This window comes from Rhizobium sp. Root274, from assembly GCF_001429245.1.
Classification (GTDB): Bacteria; Pseudomonadota; Alphaproteobacteria; order Rhizobiales; family Rhizobiaceae; genus Allorhizobium.
In genome coordinates this window covers 74,274-94,280 of record NZ_LMJE01000008.1, presented here as the reverse complement: position 1 = coordinate 94,280, position 20,007 = coordinate 74,274, and the positions used below count along the sequence as shown (strand labels likewise).

The 20,007-nt window shown below is 59.5% G+C and carries 17 protein-coding genes; 13 read left to right on the top strand and 4 right to left on the bottom strand.

Annotation, left to right across the window (positions count from 1 at the left end; translation table 11 throughout):
• The first annotated feature begins 28 nt into the window (after window positions 1–28).
• The 6 genes from rsfS to ASE36_RS15630 all read left to right on the top strand — a co-directional run bounded on the left by rsfS (window position 29) and on the right by ASE36_RS15630 (window position 5,767).
• Window positions 29–514, top strand: a complete 486-nt coding sequence (gene rsfS, locus ASE36_RS15655; protein ID WP_062281705.1) for a ribosome silencing factor — start codon at window positions 29–31, stop codon at window positions 512–514.
• Window positions 515–619: 105 nt separating this feature from the next.
• Window positions 620–1,102, top strand: coding sequence for a 23S rRNA (pseudouridine(1915)-N(3))-methyltransferase RlmH (gene rlmH, locus ASE36_RS15650; RefSeq protein WP_062281702.1), 483 nt, complete (start codon window positions 620–622; stop codon window positions 1,100–1,102).
• A 64-nt stretch (window positions 1,103–1,166) separates the two neighbouring features.
• Window positions 1,167–2,654, top strand: coding sequence for a murein hydrolase activator EnvC family protein (locus ASE36_RS15645; protein ID WP_082511137.1), 1,488 nt, complete (start codon window positions 1,167–1,169; stop codon window positions 2,652–2,654).
• Window positions 2,644–3,963, top strand: a complete 1,320-nt coding sequence (locus ASE36_RS15640) for a S41 family peptidase (protein WP_062281699.1) — start codon at window positions 2,644–2,646, stop codon at window positions 3,961–3,963. The genes ASE36_RS15645 and ASE36_RS15640 overlap by 11 nt, the downstream gene beginning before the upstream one ends.
• An 84-nt stretch (window positions 3,964–4,047) precedes the next feature.
• Window positions 4,048–5,226, top strand: coding sequence for a divergent polysaccharide deacetylase family protein (locus ASE36_RS15635; protein ID WP_062281696.1), 1,179 nt, complete (start codon window positions 4,048–4,050; stop codon window positions 5,224–5,226).
• Between the two features lie 7 nt (window positions 5,227–5,233).
• Window positions 5,234–5,767, top strand: a complete 534-nt coding sequence (locus ASE36_RS15630) for an RNA pyrophosphohydrolase (RefSeq protein WP_062281693.1) — start codon at window positions 5,234–5,236, stop codon at window positions 5,765–5,767.
• A gap of 12 nt (window positions 5,768–5,779) precedes the next feature.
• Here the strand turns inward: ASE36_RS15630 and ASE36_RS15625 are convergent, their stop codons facing one another.
• Window positions 5,780–6,181: a rhodanese-like domain-containing protein gene (locus tag ASE36_RS15625; protein ID WP_062281690.1), complete on the bottom strand. Its 402-nt coding sequence runs from the start codon at window positions 6,179–6,181 to the stop codon at window positions 5,780–5,782.
• A gap of 69 nt (window positions 6,182–6,250) precedes the next feature.
• Here ASE36_RS15625 and ftrA point away from each other — a divergent pair, with 69 nt between their 5' ends.
• The gene (gene ftrA / locus ASE36_RS15620) at window positions 6,251–7,276 is read left to right on the top strand and encodes a transcriptional regulator FtrA (RefSeq protein ID WP_062281685.1); all 1,026 of its coding nucleotides are present in this window, start codon (window positions 6,251–6,253) and stop codon (window positions 7,274–7,276) included.
• A gap of 66 nt (window positions 7,277–7,342) precedes the next feature.
• On the opposite strand, the gene ASE36_RS15615 is transcribed toward ftrA, so the two are convergent.
• Window positions 7,343–7,786, bottom strand: coding sequence for a metallopeptidase family protein (locus tag ASE36_RS15615; protein ID WP_062281683.1), 444 nt, complete (start codon window positions 7,784–7,786; stop codon window positions 7,343–7,345).
• Between the two features lie 250 nt (window positions 7,787–8,036).
• On the opposite strand from ASE36_RS15615, the gene ASE36_RS23055 reads away from it, so the two are divergent.
• The 5 genes from ASE36_RS23055 (at window position 8,037) to bfr (ending at window position 14,848) form a co-directional block, all read left to right on the top strand.
• Window positions 8,037–8,891, top strand: coding sequence for an ImuA family protein (locus ASE36_RS23055; protein ID WP_244474771.1), 855 nt, complete (start codon window positions 8,037–8,039; stop codon window positions 8,889–8,891).
• Window positions 8,791–10,362 carry a Y-family DNA polymerase gene (locus tag ASE36_RS15605; protein WP_274533381.1) on the top strand — a complete coding sequence of 524 codons (1,572 nt, stop codon included), beginning with the start codon at window positions 8,791–8,793 and terminating at the stop codon, window positions 10,360–10,362. The genes ASE36_RS23055 and ASE36_RS15605 overlap by 101 nt, the downstream gene beginning before the upstream one ends.
• A complete protein-coding gene (locus ASE36_RS15600) occupies window positions 10,359–13,736 on the top strand; it encodes an error-prone DNA polymerase (RefSeq protein WP_062281676.1) in 3,378 nt (1,125 codons plus the stop codon). The genes ASE36_RS15605 and ASE36_RS15600 overlap by 4 nt, the downstream gene beginning before the upstream one ends.
• Before the next feature lie 99 nt (window positions 13,737–13,835).
• Window positions 13,836–14,156, top strand: coding sequence for a bacterioferritin-associated ferredoxin (locus ASE36_RS15595; RefSeq protein ID WP_062281673.1), 321 nt, complete (start codon window positions 13,836–13,838; stop codon window positions 14,154–14,156).
• 206 nt (window positions 14,157–14,362) lie between these two features.
• Window positions 14,363–14,848: a bacterioferritin gene (gene bfr, locus ASE36_RS15590; protein ID WP_062281671.1), complete on the top strand. Its 486-nt coding sequence runs from the start codon at window positions 14,363–14,365 to the stop codon at window positions 14,846–14,848.
• 148 nt (window positions 14,849–14,996) lie between these two features.
• Here the strand turns inward: bfr and acs are convergent, their stop codons facing one another.
• Window positions 14,997–16,949: an acetate--CoA ligase gene (acs, locus tag ASE36_RS15585; protein WP_062281668.1), complete on the bottom strand. Its 1,953-nt coding sequence runs from the start codon at window positions 16,947–16,949 to the stop codon at window positions 14,997–14,999.
• A gap of 232 nt (window positions 16,950–17,181) precedes the next feature.
• Here acs and ASE36_RS15580 point away from each other — a divergent pair, with 232 nt between their 5' ends.
• Complete coding sequence (locus ASE36_RS15580; RefSeq protein WP_062281665.1) at window positions 17,182–17,889, top strand: DUF1013 domain-containing protein; 708 nt, start codon at window positions 17,182–17,184, stop codon at window positions 17,887–17,889.
• A gap of 94 nt (window positions 17,890–17,983) precedes the next feature.
• Here the strand turns inward: ASE36_RS15580 and ASE36_RS15575 are convergent, their stop codons facing one another.
• Window positions 17,984–19,918 carry a propionyl-CoA synthetase gene (locus ASE36_RS15575; RefSeq protein WP_062281662.1) on the bottom strand — a complete coding sequence of 645 codons (1,935 nt, stop codon included), beginning with the start codon at window positions 19,916–19,918 and terminating at the stop codon, window positions 17,984–17,986.
• Between the last annotated feature and the right edge of the window lie 89 nt (window positions 19,919–20,007).

Below are 20,007 nucleotides of genomic sequence, written 5' to 3'. Positions count from 1 at the left end.
CGGCATCTCTTGAAAGAACGGCAGATCGATGCCACCTTCTGATTGCGGCTCCGGAAAGGAATCGCAGACGTGCTGTTCTGTTTTGCCAAGGAAAGGACGAACTCTGACAACAGTACACACCCGGGGACGTGCGCCCGTCGCCGTCCCGAAACGCCCGGAACGTGGCGCCGATGCCGCAGCCCGTGCGCTTGAGCTGGTCCTTGCAAGTCTCGAGGACTCGAAGGCAGAAGACATTGTCTCCATCGACATTGCCGGAAAATCGGCGCTGGGCGACTACATGGTGGTCGTATCCGGACGCTCGAACAGGCATGTCTCGGCTATCAGCGAACACCTCATTTCCGACTTGAAGGACGAAGGCCTGGGCTCTGCCCGTGTCGAGGGTCTTGAGACCGGCGATTGGGTTTTGATCGACACCGGAGACATCATCGTGCATGTGTTCCGTCCGGAAATCCGCGAGTTCTACAACATCGAAAAGATGTGGTCTGCCCCGGATATCGAGGATCGCCTGCACTAAAGACGGCCGGTCGTCCTTGAAGGACGGTCTCGATGCCGGATTGACACGGCAGGCGCGATCCTGCCGATAGAGCTGGTTTTGTGACCGAATGCTTGGGATTACCGCATGAAAATTGGCATCTATGCCGTGGGCCGGCTGAAAGCTGGACCGGAGAAGGAACTCGCGTCCCGCTATCTGGACCGTTTCGCCAAGGCCGGGCCGCAATGCGGTCTGGAGTTCACCCGCTCCGTGGAGTTGAACGAAAGCCGCGCCGGCAATGCCGACACGAGAAAGCGCGAGGAAGCCCAGGAGCTTTCTCGACAGATCCCCGATGGCGCCGTGATCGTCGTCCTCGACGAGCGCGGCAAAGCCTTCGACAGCGCTGAATTGGCGAAGTTCGTCGGTGACGCTGCCGACAACGGTCAGAAGGACATGGCCTTCGTGATCGGCGGGGCCGATGGCATAGATCCGGAATTGCGCGACAAGGCGCGGCTCGTCCTCAATCTCGGACGTCTGACCTGGCCACACCAACTCGTGCGAATCCTGATTGCAGAGCAGCTTTATCGGGCGGTGACGATCCTCACAGGGCATCCTTATCACCGCGTCTGAGCTTGCGCGTCCAAGCCACTTTGCCTTCAACGCAAATCAGCGTATTTTCCCGCCGAACCGGGAAATGTCCTTGCGCGCCTCTGCCACCGAAAGCACCAGAAAATCGCCTTGGCGCGTATCGCGCCTTGCGGCTTTGCGCGCTTTTTTTATCGCATTTGGATTGGTGGCAATTTCCGTCGTTCATATCGCAGCCCAGGAAGCGGGCACACCTTCGGATGCTGAAGCGTCGACCGGCTCGGTACCACCAAGTGTCGAGACGTCCGTCCAAACCGAGGCCAATGCTCCTCCCACGGACGCGACGCTGGAGCTGAGGGCAAAACGCGATCAGGTGAGTGGCGAGCTGCAAGACATCGCCCGAACCATGCAGCTGTCGACTGAAAAGGCGGCAGAGCTCGAAAAGAGCATTGACGCGCTGAGCAAGACGACCGAGAGCCTCAAAACGGCTCTAATCGACTCGGCCAAGCGGCGAAAGGACATAGAGAAGCAGATCAGCGAGGGTGAAAAGAACCTTGCCTCGATCGGTGTTCGCGAGGATGCCATCCGTCATTCCTTCCGCGAACGACGCGCCGTGCTGGCTGAAGTCCTGGCGGCGCTGCAGCGCATGGGACGCAATCCGCCCCCGGCTCTGCTCGTCAGTCCGGAAGATGCACTCGGCTCTGTTCGAACCGCCATCCTTCTCGGCGCAGTGGTCCCGGGCATTCGCCATGAAACGGAAAAGCTCGCTACCGATCTCAAAGAGTTGATCACGCTTCGCGACAGCGGCAAGCAGCAAATGGACGCCCTTGTAACGGCGATGGCCAGCCGACAGGAGGAAGAACGGCGGATGGATCTGCTGATTGCAGAAAACGATCGGCTTGCCCGCACCAATTCGCTGCAGTTGCAGGCAGAACGCAAACAGTCTGAGGCGCTTGCGGAACGCGCCTCGACCATGGAAGCCCTCATCCGCTCCCTGGAAAACGAAATCACATCTGTCCGTCAGGCGTCCGAACTTGCCAAGGCCGAGGAGGTGAAACGCGACCAGATGACCGAGGAGCAGAAGGCAAGAACGCGCGAGATTGCCCGCTCCGAAGTGCCCGATAAAAACCGTATTGCGCCCGCATATCCTTTCTCCGAACTGCAGCACAAACTGGAATTGCCGGTTGCTGGAGAAGTTTTGCGGCAGTTTGGCGATCCGGACGGGACAGGCCATCAGGCTCAAGGGGCAGTGATCGCCTCGCAGCCGGGATCGGTTGTAACTGCCCCAGCCGATGCCTGGGTTGTTTTTGCAGGAAATTTCCGAAGCTACGGCCAGATGATCATTCTGAATACGGGTGACGGATACCACATGGTGTTGTCAGGCATGGACCGGATCAGCACGAGCCAAGGCAAGTTTGTGCTGTCAGGGGAGCCGCTGGCGACCATGGGAGAAAAAAGAGTGGCAAGCGCCACTGGATTGGCGCTGGAAACAGATCGCCCGACACTTTACATTGAACTTCGAAAAGACGGTAAACCGGTTGATTCCCGCCCCTGGTGGGTCGGAGGCGATTCTGGAAAGGCACAGAATGATTCGTAGGGTCTCTATTCTCCTCGTTGGCGCCCTGATGGGTGCAACCGCGATGAGCCTCATCTACTCCTCAGGGATTCCGGCGCAGGCCGCAGGCAATTCCACCTATAAGGAATTGTCGATTTTCGGCGACGTGTTCGAGCGCATCCGCGCGCAGTACGTCACGCCGCCGGATGAGAACAAGCTGGTGGAAAGCGCCATCAACGGCATGCTCACCTCGCTCGACCCGCACTCCGTCTACATGAACGCCAAGGATGCGGCTGACATGCAGACACAGACCCGTGGGGAATTCGGCGGCATCGGCATTGAAGTGACGATGGAAGAAGAGCTGGTCAAGGTCATCACGCCGATCGACGACACGCCCGGTGCCAAGGCCGGCATCTTGGCTGGCGACTTCATCTCCGAAATCAATGGGGAAAGCGTTCGCGGCCTGAAGCTTGAAGAGGCCGTCGAGAAAATGCGCGGCGCGGTCAACACGCCGATAAAGCTGACGATTCTCCGTAAGGGCGCCGACAAGCCACTCGACATCACCGTTACCCGCGAAATCATTCCGATCCGCGCCGTCAAATCCCGTGTTGAAGGCGACGTCGGTTATCTCCGCGTCATCTCCTTCACCGAGAAGACCTACGACGATCTGGAAGCCGCGATCGAAAAGATCAAGAAGGAAGTCCCGGCCGACAAGCTGAAGGGCTATGTTCTCGACCTGCGCCTTAACCCGGGCGGCCTGCTCGACCAGGCAATCTACGTCTCTGACGCCTTCTTGGAACGCGGTGAAGTGGTCTCCACCCGCTCGCGCGATCCGCAGGACACCCGTCGCTTCAATGCGACGGCAGGCGATCTGACGGACGGCAAGCCTGTCATCGTTCTGGTCAATGGCGGCTCTGCCTCGGCATCCGAAATTGTCGCTGGCGCGCTGCAGGATCTGAAGCGTGCGACCGTTCTCGGCACGCGCTCCTTCGGCAAAGGCTCCGTCCAGACCATCATCCCGATGGGCGACAAGGGTGCTCTGCGTCTGACGACCGCGCTCTATTACACACCGTCAGGCCGCTCGATCCAGGGCACCGGCATCGAACCTGATATCAAAGTCGAACAGCCGCTGCCGGAAGATCTTCAGGGCAAGGTTCGCACCGAAGGCGAATCCTCGCTCCCGGGTCATATCAAGGGCAATGCCGAGACCGAAGAAGGTTCGGGCTCGGTCGCCTATGTCCCGCCGGAAGCCAAGGACGACATTCAGCTGAACTATGCCCTCGACCTTCTTCGTGGCAACAAGACGGATCCGGCCTTCCCGGCCGATCCGCAGAAGGCATCGCTGCAGTAAGTATCTGGAGCCATCGCCTGCGCAGGCCTTCTTTTTGCGCAGGCGTCAGGGTCTTGAGACCCGTCAGGATCTTGGAAGTCTCGCATGGATCTGCATGGACCGCTTGGTCTAGAGCGAAAAGGCGGAGGCCGCGGCAAGCGGTTCCTCCGCCTTTCGACGTTGTCTTCGATGATAGCGGCGTCGACCCTGGTCGGCTTTTCCGCATGGACGGCTCTTGTGCCACTCCCCTTGCGCCAGGATGCCCCTGTCAGTCTGACAAGCGCAGCATCTGAAGATCGTCAAGCAGCAGCAAGACCTCCGGTTTCATCCGAAAAGACAGAAGCTGGCATCAAGACGAGTGGACCTCAGGACGGCGCAAACATTCGCCACACTACGACGGCGGACGGCAATGTCGTGACGACCTTTACGCCGACGGGCCGCAAAGGCCCGGTCATTATCGGTGCAAGCTCGACACAGGATCCACGACTGGCAGGCCAGCCGAATGAGGATCTGATCGAACAGTCATCCGAAGGAGACCTGCCAACGGTTTCATCAAGCGGCTTGCGTCCGTTCGACTTTTACGCTCGCCCCTGGTCGGGCGCGCGCGGCACACGCATTGCGATCGTCGTAGGTGGCATCGGGCTCAGCCAGACGGGCAGCCAGAAGGCCATCCGGGATCTGCCCGAGGATATTACGCTAGCCTTCGCGGCAACGGGCAACAGCCTGCAGCGTTGGATGCAGGACGCCCGCAGGAAGGGCCACGAAATCATCCTGCAAGTGCCGATGGAGCCGTTCGATTATCCGGCCAACGATCCCGGACGCGGCACGCTTCTGGCTGAGAAGGCCGCCGCAGCCAATCTCGTCAATTTGCACAAGGCGATGGCGCAGATCAGCAATTACACGGGCATCATGAACTACATGGGCGCCCGCTTCCTTGCCGACGACAAGGCGATGGACCCGGTCATGCGCGACATCGGCAATCGAGGCCTGATGTTCCTGGATGACGGCTCAACGGCCCGCTCGCTTTCCGGTGACTTTGCCAAGGCAATTGGCTTCCCGCATGCCTATGCCGACGTCGTCATCGACAGCCAGGTCGACCGCCAGGCAATCCTTGCCAAGCTGGACGAGCTGGAACGGATTGCCCGTCGCAATGGTCAGGCGATCGGAGTCGGCGCAGCTTTCGACGAAACCATTGCGGCCGTGACAGAATGGCGCAATGAAGCTGTAGCCCGTGGCATCGAATTCGTCGGCGTATCGGCGCTTGCCAATGAAAACAGACCCTGAGGACATCATGAGCAAGAACGAGACATCCAGCCGTCCGATCAAGGCCGAAGATCTGCCCTATCGTCCCTGCGTTGGCATCATGGTCCTCAATCAGGCCGGCCTCGTTTGGTCCGGTCGCCGGATTCCAATCGGCAATTCCGAATATGACGGCTCACCGCAACTCTGGCAGATGCCGCAGGGCGGCATCGATCCAGGCGAAGACCCCTTGCCGGCCGCCATCCGCGAGCTTTACGAGGAGACGGGCATCAAGACGGTTTCCCTGCTCGCGGAAGCCGGTCGCTGGATCAATTACGACCTACCGGCCGAATTGATCGGCGTCGGGTTGAAGGGCAAGTATCGCGGCCAGACCCAGCGGTGGTTTGCCTTCCGCTTCGAGGGCGACGAGAGCGAAATTGCAATCAACCCGCCGCCCGGCGGCCACGAAGCCGAATTCGATGCCTGGGAGTGGAAGCCGATGCAGGATCTGCCCGATCTGATCGTTCCCTTCAAACGCCGCGTCTATGAAGAGGTCGTGGCCGAGTTTTCCTATCTGGTGGGCTGATAGCCGGTATTATCAGGGCGACCCAGTGGCGACGTCGAATCCCTCGTCTGCCCATCCTGTCATACCCCCGATCATCACCTTCACCTTGCGTCCCAACCGGGCAAGCTTCAGCGCTGCGCGGTCGGTGCCGTTGCAGTGTGGGCCGGCGCAATATACGACGAACAGTGTATCCTCCGGCCATTCCGCCATCTTCCGCTCGGTCATCTTGCCGTGTGGAAGATTGATGGCCCCAGGCACGTGGGCCGCCTCGAACAGCTTTGGACCACGCACGTCGAGAAGGACAAAATCCGCTGTCCCACCTTGAAGCGCATGCTGCACATCCCAGCAATCCGTTTCGAAGGATAGGCGAGCGGCGTAACGCGCTACGACAAGATCGGGCTCTGCGGCGGGGACTTCGCTGACAAGACTGGGCATTTCAAGTTCCTCTTCGGGTGGCGACGACCAGAGCTTGCCTTTTCGGGCCATTTTGTAAAACTGGCCTGAATGACAATATGCGTAAAGATCACGCCAATGACACCGCAGAACTCACTTTTCTCATCCTCTCCGCTGACCGGCCCCCGGGTGGTGAGCCTGGTCTATGATGGGCTTTGCACCTTTGAATTCGGGGTGGCCATAGAAGTCTTCGGCCTTCCCCGGCCGGAAATGGGAGAAAACTGGTATCGACATGCCACGGCGGCGATTGAACCGGGGCCGCTGCGCGCCGCAGGCGGTCTGATCGCAACGACGGCAGGTGGGATGGAGCTGCTGGAAGAGGCGGATCTGATCGTGGTGCCGGGCTGGCGTGGAATCGACGCCCCTGTTCCGGCCCCCTTGCTCGATGTCCTGCGCGCCGCCCACACAAGGGGCGCTCGCCTGATGTCTCTATGTTCCGGTGTCGCGGTGCTCGCTGCTACCGGTCTGCTCGATGGCCGTCGCGCTACGACCCACTGGCGATATGCCGACACAGTCGCCACCCGCCACCCTCGGATCCATCTCGATCCGGATGTTCTCTATGTCGATGAGGGCGACATCCTGACGGCAGCCGGAAGTGCCGCCGGGATCGACCTCTGTCTGCATGTCGTGCGCCGCGATTTCGGCCCAGACGCGGCCAACAGCGTGGCGAGACGCCTGGTCGTGCCGCCCCATCGCGAGGGCGGCCAGGCGCAATTTATCGTGACACCGGTGCCTAAGGAACGCGAGGGACAGCGGCTCGGTCCTCTGATCGATTGGATTGACGCAAACCTGCAGCACGAAATAACCCTTGCCGACATGGCCGACCGTGCGGGCATGAGCAAGAGGACATTCCAGCGCCGCTTCTGCGACCTCACCGGCAGCAGTCCCGGCGAATTTCTCCTTGCCCGGCGCCTGCGCCGCGCCTGTGATCTCCTGGAACATCAGGCGACGATTTCGGTCGATGACGTAGCACTCGCCTCGGGCTTCGGCACGCCGGCGACATTGCGCCATCATTTCCGCAGCCGCCTATCGATCAGTCCCGCCGCTTATCGGACCCGCTTCCGACATGCCGACTGAAAGTCGGGTAGGTGGAGAGAACGACGTCAAGGACGGTGCTTACGGGGCAGACGTGAATGGAAACGGCTAGCGATCCGTCGCTGCAGCCTCTTCCGCACTTTCTTCGATCCGCTCCATATCGTCATCGGAGAGACCGAAGTGATGGCCAATTTCGTGAATCAGGACATGGGTGATGATATCCCCCAACGCCTCCTCGTTTTCGGCCCAATAATCGAGGATGGGACGGCGATACAGGGTGATGCGGTTCGGCATCATGCCCGTTTCCATCGTAAAACGTTCGGAAATGCCACGCCCTTCGAAGAGGCCGAGCAGATCGAAGGGCGTTTCCAACGCCATATCCTCGAACACTTCATCCGTCGGAAAATCTGTGATCTCGATGATGAGATCCTTGGTCAGGTCGCGGAATTCCTGCGGCAGATGGCCATAGGCCTCGATCGCCAGCGACTCGAACGTGCTGATCGTCGGGGCATGGCGTTCGCGCCAATCCTCGCTCTGGTCAATACGGGCCATGATTACTCCTTACTGCTTGAAGATATAGGCGTTTTGCCCGGCCATTTCGAGAGTAAATCCGGAAGAGGAATAAATTCTTATGGGAATCCGGTTGACTCTTGTGTCGAGCTCTGGAATCTCTAGGAACATATAGAGAACATCTGATGTAGGAGAGACCGTCATGGGCTTGGGCCCTCAGGCGAATGGAGAGCTTTTTGCCCTGCGGCAAGCCATTGCCCGCATCGAGGGAAAGCCGGACCATGACGCCCGTATGGCCGCAGGACGTAGCCTGGAGAACGAGCCCCAAAGGCGGGACGGCACAGGGCATCAGGGCCTTGATCTGTCAAGATTCACTTTCGAAAGCTTGACGACGGACCTGCTGATGCCGGGCATGATGGTCGAACTTCGAGGTGAGCGGCTGCAGCAGGCCGGCACCACCACCGGATTTGCGCTGGCACTGGCAATTATGGGCACCGACCTGGCGACGGGTGGCACTTCAAAGCGTTTGCTTTTCATCGCTGATCCGCAGGTCGTACGGGAGGCTGGCCTCGTCTATGCTCCTGGATTGGTGGATTTTGGGCTGGAGCCGGCCGAACTGGTGCACGCGATGCCGCGCCGCATCGAAGATGCGCTTTGGCTGGCAGAAGCAGCCCTGAAATCCCGAGCCTTCTCCACCGTTGTGCTGGAAGTGTTCGGAAACCCAAAGAAATTCGGCCTGACCGAGAGCCGGCGCCTCAGCCTCAAGGCCCGCGGCACCGGTGGCAGGCTGTTTATATTGCGACAGGCAGGAGAAGAAGAGGCATCAAGTGCCTCGCTTCGCCTGTCTGTCCAAACCGCGCCGGCGGCGGCGCGCGTCCTCGCCGACGGAACCCTGCTGGGCGGCAGCATCGGGTTTCCTGCCTTTCGTATCCTTGCCGAGAAGTCCCGATTCCCGGGACAGACCGAGCTCATCCTGGAGTGGAACCCTGATGACCGCCGCCTTCGCCCCCTCATTGATGCAGGATCAACCGGTATCGGATCGCCGGATTCTCTGCCTCTACTTTCCACGGCTCGCGACAGATCGCATCGCGCGCAGGCGCTGGGGTCTGTCGTGGCGTTCAGCCCTATCCTCGACCGGGCATCCTGAACGGCCGCCCCTCGTCTGTGCCGCCCGCACCGCCAATACCATGCGGCTGACGGCACTCGATGAAGTCGCCGAAGGCTTTGGCCTGCGCATGGGCCAGGGTTTGGCGGAGGCCCGAGCCATCTGTGCAGCGTTGGATGTCGTTGAAGCCGATCCGGCAGCGGATCGGGCCTTCCTTGAGGCGATTGCGGATTGGTGTGACCGTTACACACCCCTGGTGGCACTGGATGGAGAAGACGGTCTTGCGCTCGACATCACCGGCTGCGCCCATCTGTTCGGCGGCGAAACTTGTCTCGTCGATGATCTTGCCGGGCGGCTGACGGGTTTTGGCCTTACCGTGCAACTGGCGGTCGCCCCGACCCCGGGCCTTGCCCGCGCCGTCAGCCGGTTCGGCGGACCGCTGGTAATTGCTGGTCCCGAGGCCTCGGACATTCTCGCGCCGCTACCGGTGGCAGCCCTTCGTCTTGAACCGCAAACCATCATGGATCTGGCACGGGTCGGCCTGAAAACGATCGGCGATCTCCTTGCCGCCGCCCGCGCACCGATCACCCGTCGTTTCGGCCGCGCGCCGCTGTTGCGGCTCGATCAGGCACTCGGCCGGGAAGGGGAGGCCATCTCGCCACGCCGAATGCCGGCACTGCTTTCTGCAGAAAGACGACTGGCCGAACCGATTGTCGCAGAAGACCATATTCTGGACCTCGCAGGACGTCTGGCTGCAGGCTTGAAAGCTGCCCTGGAAGCCAGAAACGAAGGTGGACGCCTGTTCGAACTGCTGATCTTTCGTGTCGACGGTCGCGTCTTTCGCATTGAAGTCGGCGCCTCTGCTCCCTTGCGCGATCCTCACCGCATCAAGGCCCTCTTCAAGGAGCGCCTGTCTGTCCTGAAGGACGAACTGGAGGCAGGATATGGTTTCGAACTCTTGCGGCTCAATGTGCTGTTGAGCGAACCGTTTGAAATCCGGCAGGCCCGTCTTGTCGAGGAGGAAGAGGAGGGCGAACATCTCAGCCGTTTTCTCGATCAGGTATTTGCCCGCCTCGGTGAAAGGGCGCTTCGTCTACCGGTGTCCCTCGCCAGTCATTGGCCGGATCGCGCAGCAACCCATGCGCCGCTCACCGACGGATTGAAAACACTGGGCCGCCGAGACGCCATCGAACAGAGCGTGAAGCCACCGATCCGCGGCGCACGGCCGTTGCGTCTGCTTGCACATCCTGAAGAGGTAGAGGTCATGTCTACCGTTCCGGATGGTCCCCCCGCCAGCTTTCGCTGGAGACGGGTTCAACGCCGCATCGCCCGCGCCGAAGGTCCAGAGCGCCTAACGCCCGAATGGTGGGCCGATGGCGAGGATGCCGCCCCACGTGACTATTTCCGCATTGAGGACACAATAGGTCAGCGATACTGGCTGTATCGAAAGGGCCTCTACGAACGAGAGGCAAAGATCCCTCCGACCTGGTTTCTTCAGGGGATGTTCTCATGACACCCTCTTTTCCAGCAACCGGCCCCTGTTTTTACGAGATTGGTCTGAAGAGCAATTTTTCCTTCCTCGATGGAGCATCCCACGCCGAGGAACTCGTCTTACAGGCTTTGGAACTGGGTCTTGACGGCATCGGGCTTGCCGACGTGAATACGGTCGCTGGTGTCGTGCGCCTGCATGCCTCGGCCAAGCAGAAGGGTCTTGCCTTCCGGCCCGGAGCGCGTCTTGTTTTCGCCGACGACACGCCGGAACTGCTTGCTTATCCCATCGATCGGAAAGGCTGGGGCAATCTCTGTCGCTTGCTGAGTGTTGGAAATCTGCGCTCGCAAAAAGGCGTCTGCACGCTCTACCAGGCAGACCTCCTGGAATGGTCCGGCAATCTCCTCTTTGTCGCCATGTCGCCACCCTTGCCGGACGTGGCTGACAGCAAAGCTCTTGAGCTTCGTCTGCAAAGCCTGCTGCCGACCTTGAAGGACACGCTTCATCTTGCCCTCACCCCACGCCATGACGGATTGGATCGCAAGACATTTGCAGAACTGGAACTCATCAGCCGCAACCTGTGCCTGCCATTGGTTGCCACCAATGACGCCCTCTATCACGCACCGGAGCGGAAACCTCTCGCCGACGTGGTTGTTGCCATCCGTGAGCATGTGGGGGTAGCGGAAGCCGGGTTCCGACTGCATGCTCATGCCGAACGCCATTTGAAAAGTGGGCGCGAGATGTCCCGACTTCTGCGGGGGTATCCGGAGGCCATCACCAATAACATCAAGTTTTTTAGCCGGCTCAATTTTTCACTCGATGAACTGGCGCATCAATATCCCGACGAAAGCTTCGGAGGAGAATCGCCCGCGCTGGCCTTGCGCCGATTGACCTATGAAGGCGCCAGGAACCGTTATGCCGAAGGCATTCCGGAAAAGGTGCTCGGCTTACTCGATTACGAGCTGAAACTGATCGCCGAGAAGCGCTACGAGCCCTACTTTCTAACTGTCTACCGCATCGTCAGTCACGCCCGCGAGAGCGGAATCCTTTGCCAGGGGCGGGGGTCGGCGGCCAACTCCGCTGTCTGTTTCTGCCTTGGCATTACAGAGGTCGATCCGCAAAAGACGACACTTCTGTTTGATCGCTTCATCTCCACTGAGCGTGACGAACCACCCGATATCGACGTGGATTTCGAGCATGAGAAGCGGGAGGATGTGATTCAGTTCATCTATCAGACTTATGGCCGTGAACATGCGGCGCTCACGGCTGCCGTCATCAGTTACCGCGCACGCTCGGCCGGCCGCGAAGTGGCAAAAGCCTTTGGTCTGTCCGAGGATGTCCAGTCCGCTCTGGCTGGTTCGATCTGGGGTTGGTGGACGAGCGATTTTACCGAGGAACAGGCGAATGCCGCCGGGCTCGATCTGAAGGATCCTACCACGCGCCGGGTGCTTGCCTATGCTCAGGCCCTGCAAGGTTTCCCGCGCCATCTTTCTCAGCATGTCGGGGGCTTCGTCATCACCCGCGACCGGCTGGATGAAGTCGTGCCGATCATGAACACGGCCGATGGTCGCTATATGGTCGAGTGGGACAAGGATGACCTGGACACGCTGAAAATCCTCAAAATCGACGTGCTGGCTCTCGGCATGCTGACCTGCCTCGCCAAAGCCTTCGCTCTTCTGTCGAAGCATTACGAACGCCATGAGAGCCTCGCTTCGGTCAACGCGGACCAGCAACCTGAGGTCTACGACATGATCTGCCGGGCAGACACACTCGGCGTCTTTCAGATCGAGAGCCGCGCCCAGATGAGCATGCTGCCGCGGCTCAAACCCCGCAAATTCTACGACCTCGTCATTGAGGTCGCCATTGTCCGACCCGGCCCGATCCAGGGCAACATGGTTCATCCCTATCTCAAGCGCCGGGAGGACGAACTTGCTGGCCGGAAGATAGATTATCCGAGCCCGGAACTACGCGGTGTGCTGGAGCGCACGCTGGGTGTGCCTCTCTTCCAGGAACAGGCAATGCAGATTGCCATTACGGCTGCCGGCTTCACGCCGGCTGAAGCCGACAAATTGCGCCGTGCCATGGCTACCTTCCGTCGTACCGGTCAGGTCTCAAGCTTTCAAAAGCGCATGATCGAGGGCATGGTCGCACGCAATTACGATCCGGAATTTGCCGCCCGCTGCTTCAGCCAGATCGAAGGTTTCGGCGAATACGGCTTTCCCGAAAGCCATGCAGCCTCTTTTGCCCTGCTGGTTTACGTGTCCTGCTGGTTCAAGGCCTATTATCCCGACGTTTTCTGCGCCGCGATCCTGAACTCCCAGCCCATGGGCTTTTATGCGCCGGCCCAGCTGGTGCGGGATGCCCGTGAACATGGCGTCGACATGCGACCGGTCGATGTCAATCATTCCCACTGGGACTGTGGGCTCGAAGCCGGGGTCGATGGGATCCCCGCCTTTGATCCCAATCGGATCGCACCGCGTCACTGTTCCATGACTTCCGTGATCAAGACCAGAAAAGCCGTGCGCCTCGGCTTCCGCCAGATCAAGGGGCTGTCCCAAGCGGATATGGAGCATCTGGTGGCGTGCAGGGGGGAAGGCTATGATTCTGTCCGCGATCTTTGGCTGCGCACCCGCCTTCCCCGCAGCGTCATCGAGAAACTGGCCGATGCCGACGCCTTTTCCTCCCTTGGCCTGTCCCGCCGCGACGCTTTGTGGGCAGCTCAGGCGCTCGATGCACAAGCGGCCATCGAGGTTTTGCCACTTTTCGAGACGGCACCACTCGAAAACCTGCAACAAGAGGCCGAGGTTGCACTGCCGCGCATGCTGCCGGGGGAGGAGGTCTTGAGCGATTATCGAACCCTTACTTTCTCGCTGAAGGCCCATCCTATTTCTTTTCTGCGCCCAGACATGAGAAAGGCCGGATTGAAGTCGGCCTTGGATCTGGAGAACCTGCCCCATGGCGCCAAAGTCACCGTGGCAGGGTTGGTCCTGGTGCGCCAACGGCCAGGTTCGGCGAAGGGCGTAATTTTCATGACGCTTGAGGACGAAACGGGCACGATGAATGTCATTGTCTGGCCCAAGATCTTCGAGCGCTATAGACGCGTCGTAATGGGCGCGCGTCTCGTTTGTCTTCGCGGCCGGCTGCAAAAGGCCCATGGCGTGATCCATGTGGTTGCCGACCATCTGGTGGATGCGACACAACGCCTCGGCCTGCTGCAGAAAGATGTGGCAGCGTTCAGCACCCTCGCGCATGCCGACGAGGTTCGCCGGCCGGGTGTCGATCAGCGCCAGGTAATGCGCCAGAAACAAGCACCTCCGGTCGTGGCGGCCCCGCCTCCCGGCCATCCACGTCGAAGTGCCATGGCCGATCTTTTGCCCAAGGGACGCAATTTCCACTGACAGTTGGACAGCTGACGTGTCTGCGAATTTTCTTGACAAAGAGCATAAGGTTTACCAGAAAGGAGAGAGTAAGTGTCATGTTTGACGGTTCCCGATCCCATGCTGGTCTGCAGCTGTAATTACATCACCGACAAGGACATCAAGGCGGTCATTAATGAACTGCTTGATGAAGACTGTTGGCAGCTGATCGTCCCGGGCAAAGTCTATCATGCCATGGGCAAACGGGGCCGCTGCTGTGGCTGTTTCCCGAACGTGGTCGACCTGATCATCAAGACCACCGCGGAATACCATGCGGCACGCAAGACCGAAGAGACCAAGGTCGTCAATTTCATGGAACGCCTGAAGCTCTTCCATGAAGAGCAGAAAGCTGCGCTCGCAGAGCGCCGCCATGCCATGCTCGCAGCCCGTCGCGCAGGCTGATTTATCTCCAATATCTCCGAATAAAGTCTTAGGATACGACGTCAGCGATTGACGCTTGATCGCTGCCTTGTGCCAGACACGTTCGAGTGACGAAGGCATCGCTTTGCTTAAGCATCCGAATTAGAATCCTTCTAAAAAGGCATCTCGACAGATCGCCCCGTCGACGCTAGTGTTCCCGAATTACACTCACGCAAAGGACGACAAAGATGAAGGGTGATCCCAAGGTCATTGAGCAGCTCAACGAAGCGCTGTTTCTCGAGCTCGGCGCTGTCAACCAGTACTGGCTGCATTACCGCCTGCTCAACGACTGGGGCTACACGAAGCTCGCAAAGAAGGAGCGGGCTGAATCGATCGAGGAAATGCAGCACGCTGACAAGATCATCGACCGCATCATCTTCCTTGAGGGCCATCCCAATCTGCAGACCGTCGCGCCGCTGCGTATCGGCCAGAATGTCAAGGAAGTGCTCGAAGCCGATCTAGCCGGCGAGCACGACGCACGCACCGCCTACAAGGCCTCGCGCGACATCTGTCATGCTGCCGGCGATTATGTGTCGATGAAGCTATTCGAAACTCTGCTCATGGATGAAGAAGGCCATATCGATTTCCTCGAAACCCAATTGGATCTGCTCGCCAAGATTGGCGAAGAGAAATACGGCCTGCTCAACGCCGAATCGGCGGATTCTGCCGAATAACAGGCTTAAGTCGGCAGGCGCCATCGCGCCGCCGATCCAGCCGAACCGAATTGCAAAAGCCCGAAGGTTGAGACCAACCTTCGGGCTTTTTGCTGACTGCAGACAGGAAAACATCCGGCGTCCAAGAGACGCCGGATGCAGGTATCACTCAGGTGCTTCGGTTCTGCCGGTTTGCAATGAGATCATCAACGACACCGGGATCGGCAAGCGTGGACGTATCACCGAGCGCGCCGAAATCATCCTCGGCAATCTTGCGCAGAATGCGCCGCATGATCTTGCCAGAACGGGTCTTCGGAAGTCCCGGCGCGAACTGGATCTTGTCGGGGCTTGCGATTGGCCCAATCTCCGAGCGCACATGCTTGACCAGATCGGCGCGCAGCGTCTCGTTGCCTTCATGTCCCGACATCAGCGTGACATAGCAGTAGATGCCCTGGCCCTTGATGCTGTGCGGATAACCGACAACAGCGGCTTCCGACACCAGATGGTGCGAGACGAGAGCGGATTCGACTTCCGCCGTACCAAGCCGATGTCCTGAGACATTGAGCACGTCGTCCACGCGTCCCGTGATCCAGTAATAGCCGTCCTCGTCGCGACGGCAGCCGTCACCGGTGAAATACTTACCCTTGTAAGTGGAGAAGTAGGTTTGGACGAAACGTTCATGGTCGCCATAAACCGAACGCGCCTGACCAGGCCAGCTGTCGGTGATGCAGAGATTGCCGTCGGTGGCGCCTTCCAGCACCTTGCCTTCGTTGTCGACCAGTTCCGGCTTCACCCCGAAAAAGGGACGAGTTGCAGAGCCCGGCTTGAGCGGCGTGGCACCCGGCAACGGTGTGATCATGATGCCGCCTGTTTCCGTCTGCCACCAGGTATCGACGACTGGCGACTTCTGCTCGCCGACGACGTTGTAATACCATTCCCAAGCTTCCGGATTGATCGGTTCGCCGACGGAACCGAGCAGGCGCAGCGACGAGCGGTTCGAGCGCTTGACGAACTCATCACCGGCTCCCATCAGCGACCGGATCGCCGTCGGCGCGGTGTAGAAGATGTTCACCTTGTGCTTCTCGACCACTTCCCAGAACCGCCCCTGATCGGGGAAGGTGGGCACGCCTTCGAACATCAGCGTCGTCGCACAATTCGCGAGCGGCCCATAGACGATATAGGAGTGCCCGGTCACCCAGCCCACATCAGCCGTGCACCAGTAGATATCGCCGTCGTGATAATCGAAGACATATTCGTGTGTCATAGATGCGTAGACGAGATACCCGCCCGTGGTGTGCATCACACCCTTCGGCTTGCCCGTCGAACCCGAGGTGTAGAGGATGAAAAGCGGATCTTCCGCCTTCATCTTTACCGGCGGGCAATCGGCCTTCACGGTATGCACTTCCTGGTGATGCCAGAGATCGCGGCCCGGCGCCCAGCCGATCTTGCCGCCGGTGCGGCGCACGACCAGTACCTTGTTGACGATGACATACTGCTTGGCCGCGATATCGATCGCGATATCCGTGTTTTCCTTGAGAGGGACGGGCTTGCCGCCGCGCACGCCTTCGTCACAGGTGATGACGAAGGTCGATTCGCAGTCGACGATACGACCCGCCAGCGCTTCCGGCGAGAAGCCGCCAAACACGACTGAGTGGATCGCCCCGATGCGCGCACAGGCCAGCATGGCATAGGTCGCTTCGGGGATCATCGGCATGTAGATGGTAACGCGATCACCCTTCTTCACGCCATGTTTCTTCAAGACGTTCGCCATTCGGCAAACATGCTCGTAGAGTTCATTATAGGTAATCTTCTTGTCGATGTAGGGGTTGTCACCTTCCCAGATGATGGCGGTGCGCTCGCCATGCGTCTTCAGGTGACGGTCAATGCAGTTGTAGGAGACGTTCGTCAGGCCGTCCTCGAACCATTTGATCGGGACCTTGCCCTTGAACGAGGTGTTCTTGACCTTCGTATATGGCTTGAACCAGTCAATGCGCTTGCCGTGCTTGCCCCAGAACTTTTCCGGGTCTTCGATGCTTTCCTCGTACCACTTCAGGTACTTGTCCTCATCGATCAGCGCCTGTGCCTTCGCCGCTTTCAGCACCGGATAGGTTTTGGCTGACATGAATTCCTCCCATGTTGACGGGCCACTCCAAATGACCAGGACCGTCCTCCCCGGCCTATTGCGGCTATTCATATCAGGAGAAATTCAGCCAGCAATTAGACAAAGGTCATTCGTGTCTTGGAGAATTGCAATTTCGTTACATTATCGCTATAAGGACGCCGAATTCCCGGAAATAGTGGTTTAAACCCACGGCTCGCGACAACCGGCGCGGACGTTCAGAAGGATTGTATCCATGGCCCAGACACTGCTCATGCCGAAGGCGACTGCCGTATGGCTCGTCGACAACACCGCGCTGTCATTCGACCAGATTGCGCAGTTCTGCAAACTGCATCCGCTCGAAGTGAAAGCGATTGCAGACGGCGAAGCAGCCCAGGGCATCAAGGGTCTCGATCCGATCGCCACCGGCCAGCTGTCGCGTGACGAGATCGTCAAGGCCGAGAAGGACCCGAACCACAAGCTCAAGCTTTCGGAACCAAAGGTACGCGTGCCGGATTCCAAGCGTCGCGGCCCGCGTTACACCCCAGTCTCCAAGCGCCAGGACCGCCCCAATGCCATTCTTTGGCTGGTTCGCAATCATCCGGAACTGAAGGACGCCCAGATCTCGCGTCTCGTCGGCACGACCAAGTCGACAATCGAACAGATCCGCGAGCGGACTCACTGGAACTCCACCAACCTCGCGCCGATGGACCCGGTGACACTCGGCCTTTGCAGCCAGATCGATCTCGATCTGGAAGTGGAAAAGGCGTCGAAGGGCCGTCCGCTGCCCACCGCGGCTGAACTTGGCGCCACGTTGCAGTCGACCCTCGAAACGGAAAACCTCCCCTTCGGCTATGGCCGCGAGGAAGAGAAGGAAAAGGAAATCGACGCCAACGCCGTTTTCGCCAAACTCCAGTCGCTCAAGTCAGACCGTCGCAATGACGACGAAGACGACCAGTACTGAGCCTCATACGGCAATCACCAGGAAGACCCCCGGCACCATCTGGTGACCGGGGTCTTTTTTTATCAGAGCCGGCAGCAAGTTGAGCGCTAGCCGGTCAGCCGGCCGCAGCCTTGACAGCGACGGGCACCTGGCCATGGGCTTGCAGAACGGCCGTAATCTCATCAAGAATTGCCGGATCATCGATCGTTGCCGGCATCTTCCACGGCAGACCGTCGGCGATCTTCTGCATCGTCCCACGCAAGATTTTGCCGGATCGCGTCTTCGGCAGACGATCAACCATCAGAACCATCTTGAAGGCGGCAACAGGTCCGATCTCGTCCCGTACGAGCTGGACGACCTCCTTTGCGATCACGGCATGGTCGCGGTGGACATTCTTCTTGAGAACAAGGAACCCGCACGGGATCTGACCCTTCAACTCGTCGGCGATACCGATGACGGCGCATTCGGCGACATCCGGATGCATGGCACAAACTTCTTCCATGCCGCCGGTCGACAGACGATGCCCTGCGCAGTTGATGATGTCATCCGTGCGCGCCATGACGAAGACATAGCCGTCCTCATCGACGATCCCGGCGTCCGCAGTCTTGTAGTACCCCGGGAACTCTTCCAGGCAGGCCGCCCGGAACCGCTCGTCCGCATTCCAGAATGACACCAGGCAACCCGGGGGTAGCGGAAGCTTCGCCACGATATTGCCAAGAGTGCCCGGTGGAACGGGGTGGCCCGCGTCATCCAGCACATCCAGCGCATACCCCGGCATGGGCTTGGTTGGCGAGCCATGCTTGACGGGAAGCAGCCCCAGCCCGGCCGGATTGGCCGCTATGGCCCAACCCGTCTCGGTTTGCCACCAGTGGTCTATAACCGGGATCTTGAGCTTTGCTTCGGCCCATTTCAGGGTTTCCGGATCCGCGCGCTCACCCGCCAGGAAGAGTGCACGCAATCCGGAAAGATCGTAGCGGGCCATATGTTCGCCCTCAGGATCGTCGCGGCGGATCGCCCGAAACGCAGTGGGTGCCGTAAACAGCACCTTCACATCGTGATCACTGACGACGCGCCAGAAAGTCCCGGCATCAGGCGTCCCCACCGGCTTGCCTTCGAAGATGACTGTCGCGTTGCCGGCGAGAAGCGGCCCGTAGACAATGTAGGAATGGCCGACGACCCAGCCGATATCCGATGCAGCCCAGAACACTTCGCCCGGTTTCACGCCGTAGATATTACGCATTGTCCAGTTGAGCGCGACCATATGGCCGCCCGTGTCACGAACGACGCCCTTGGGCTGACCGGTGGTGCCTGAGGTATAGAGGATGTAGAGCGGGTCAGTCGCTTCAACGGGAACGCATTCGACGAGATTGGCGGTTAACTTCTCTTGTTCAATCGCCTGAGCCAGGTCGACATCGCCGTGCTCATAACGCAGGGGCGCATGATATTGGTCGCGCTGCAACACAAGGCAGTAATCCGGCTTCACCTTCGCCATGTCGATCGCCTGATCGAGCAGCGGCTTGTAGGGAACGATCCGCCCCGGTTCCAGCCCACAGCTGGCCCCGATGACAACCTTGGCACCGGAATCGTCGATACGGGTGGCGAGTTCATGAGCTGCAAATCCGCCGAAGACGACGGAATGAACGGCGCCGATCCGCGCGCAGGCGAGCATCGCAAAGACGGCCTCCGGAATCATGGGCATGTAGATAATGACCCGGTCGCCCTTCATTACCCCGTGGTTACGCAGAACGCCCGCAATGGCTGAAACCTCGGTCAAGGCGTCGTTGTAAGTGAAGCGTGCGGTCTGCCCGGTCATGGGGCTGTCATAAATGACGGCAGTCTCGTCCCCCCTGCCTGCTGCGATGTGGCGGTCGATGCAGTTATAACAGGTGTTGGTCTGACCTCTCACAAACCAGCGTCCGTAGGCGCCCATCGTCTCGTCGAAAACCGCCCCCGGCGGATTGTACCAATGGATATCCTCGGCGGCCTTGGCCCAGAATGCTTGCGGATCCGCCTCCCAACCGGAATAGATGTCCAGATAGCTTTCCTGCATGGCAACCCTCCCAAGGCATGGCCGGCACATCGGCCTTTGCCGCGATCTTAGGATTGCCGGCCTTCTGTGAGAAGCCAGACCAAAGCGCT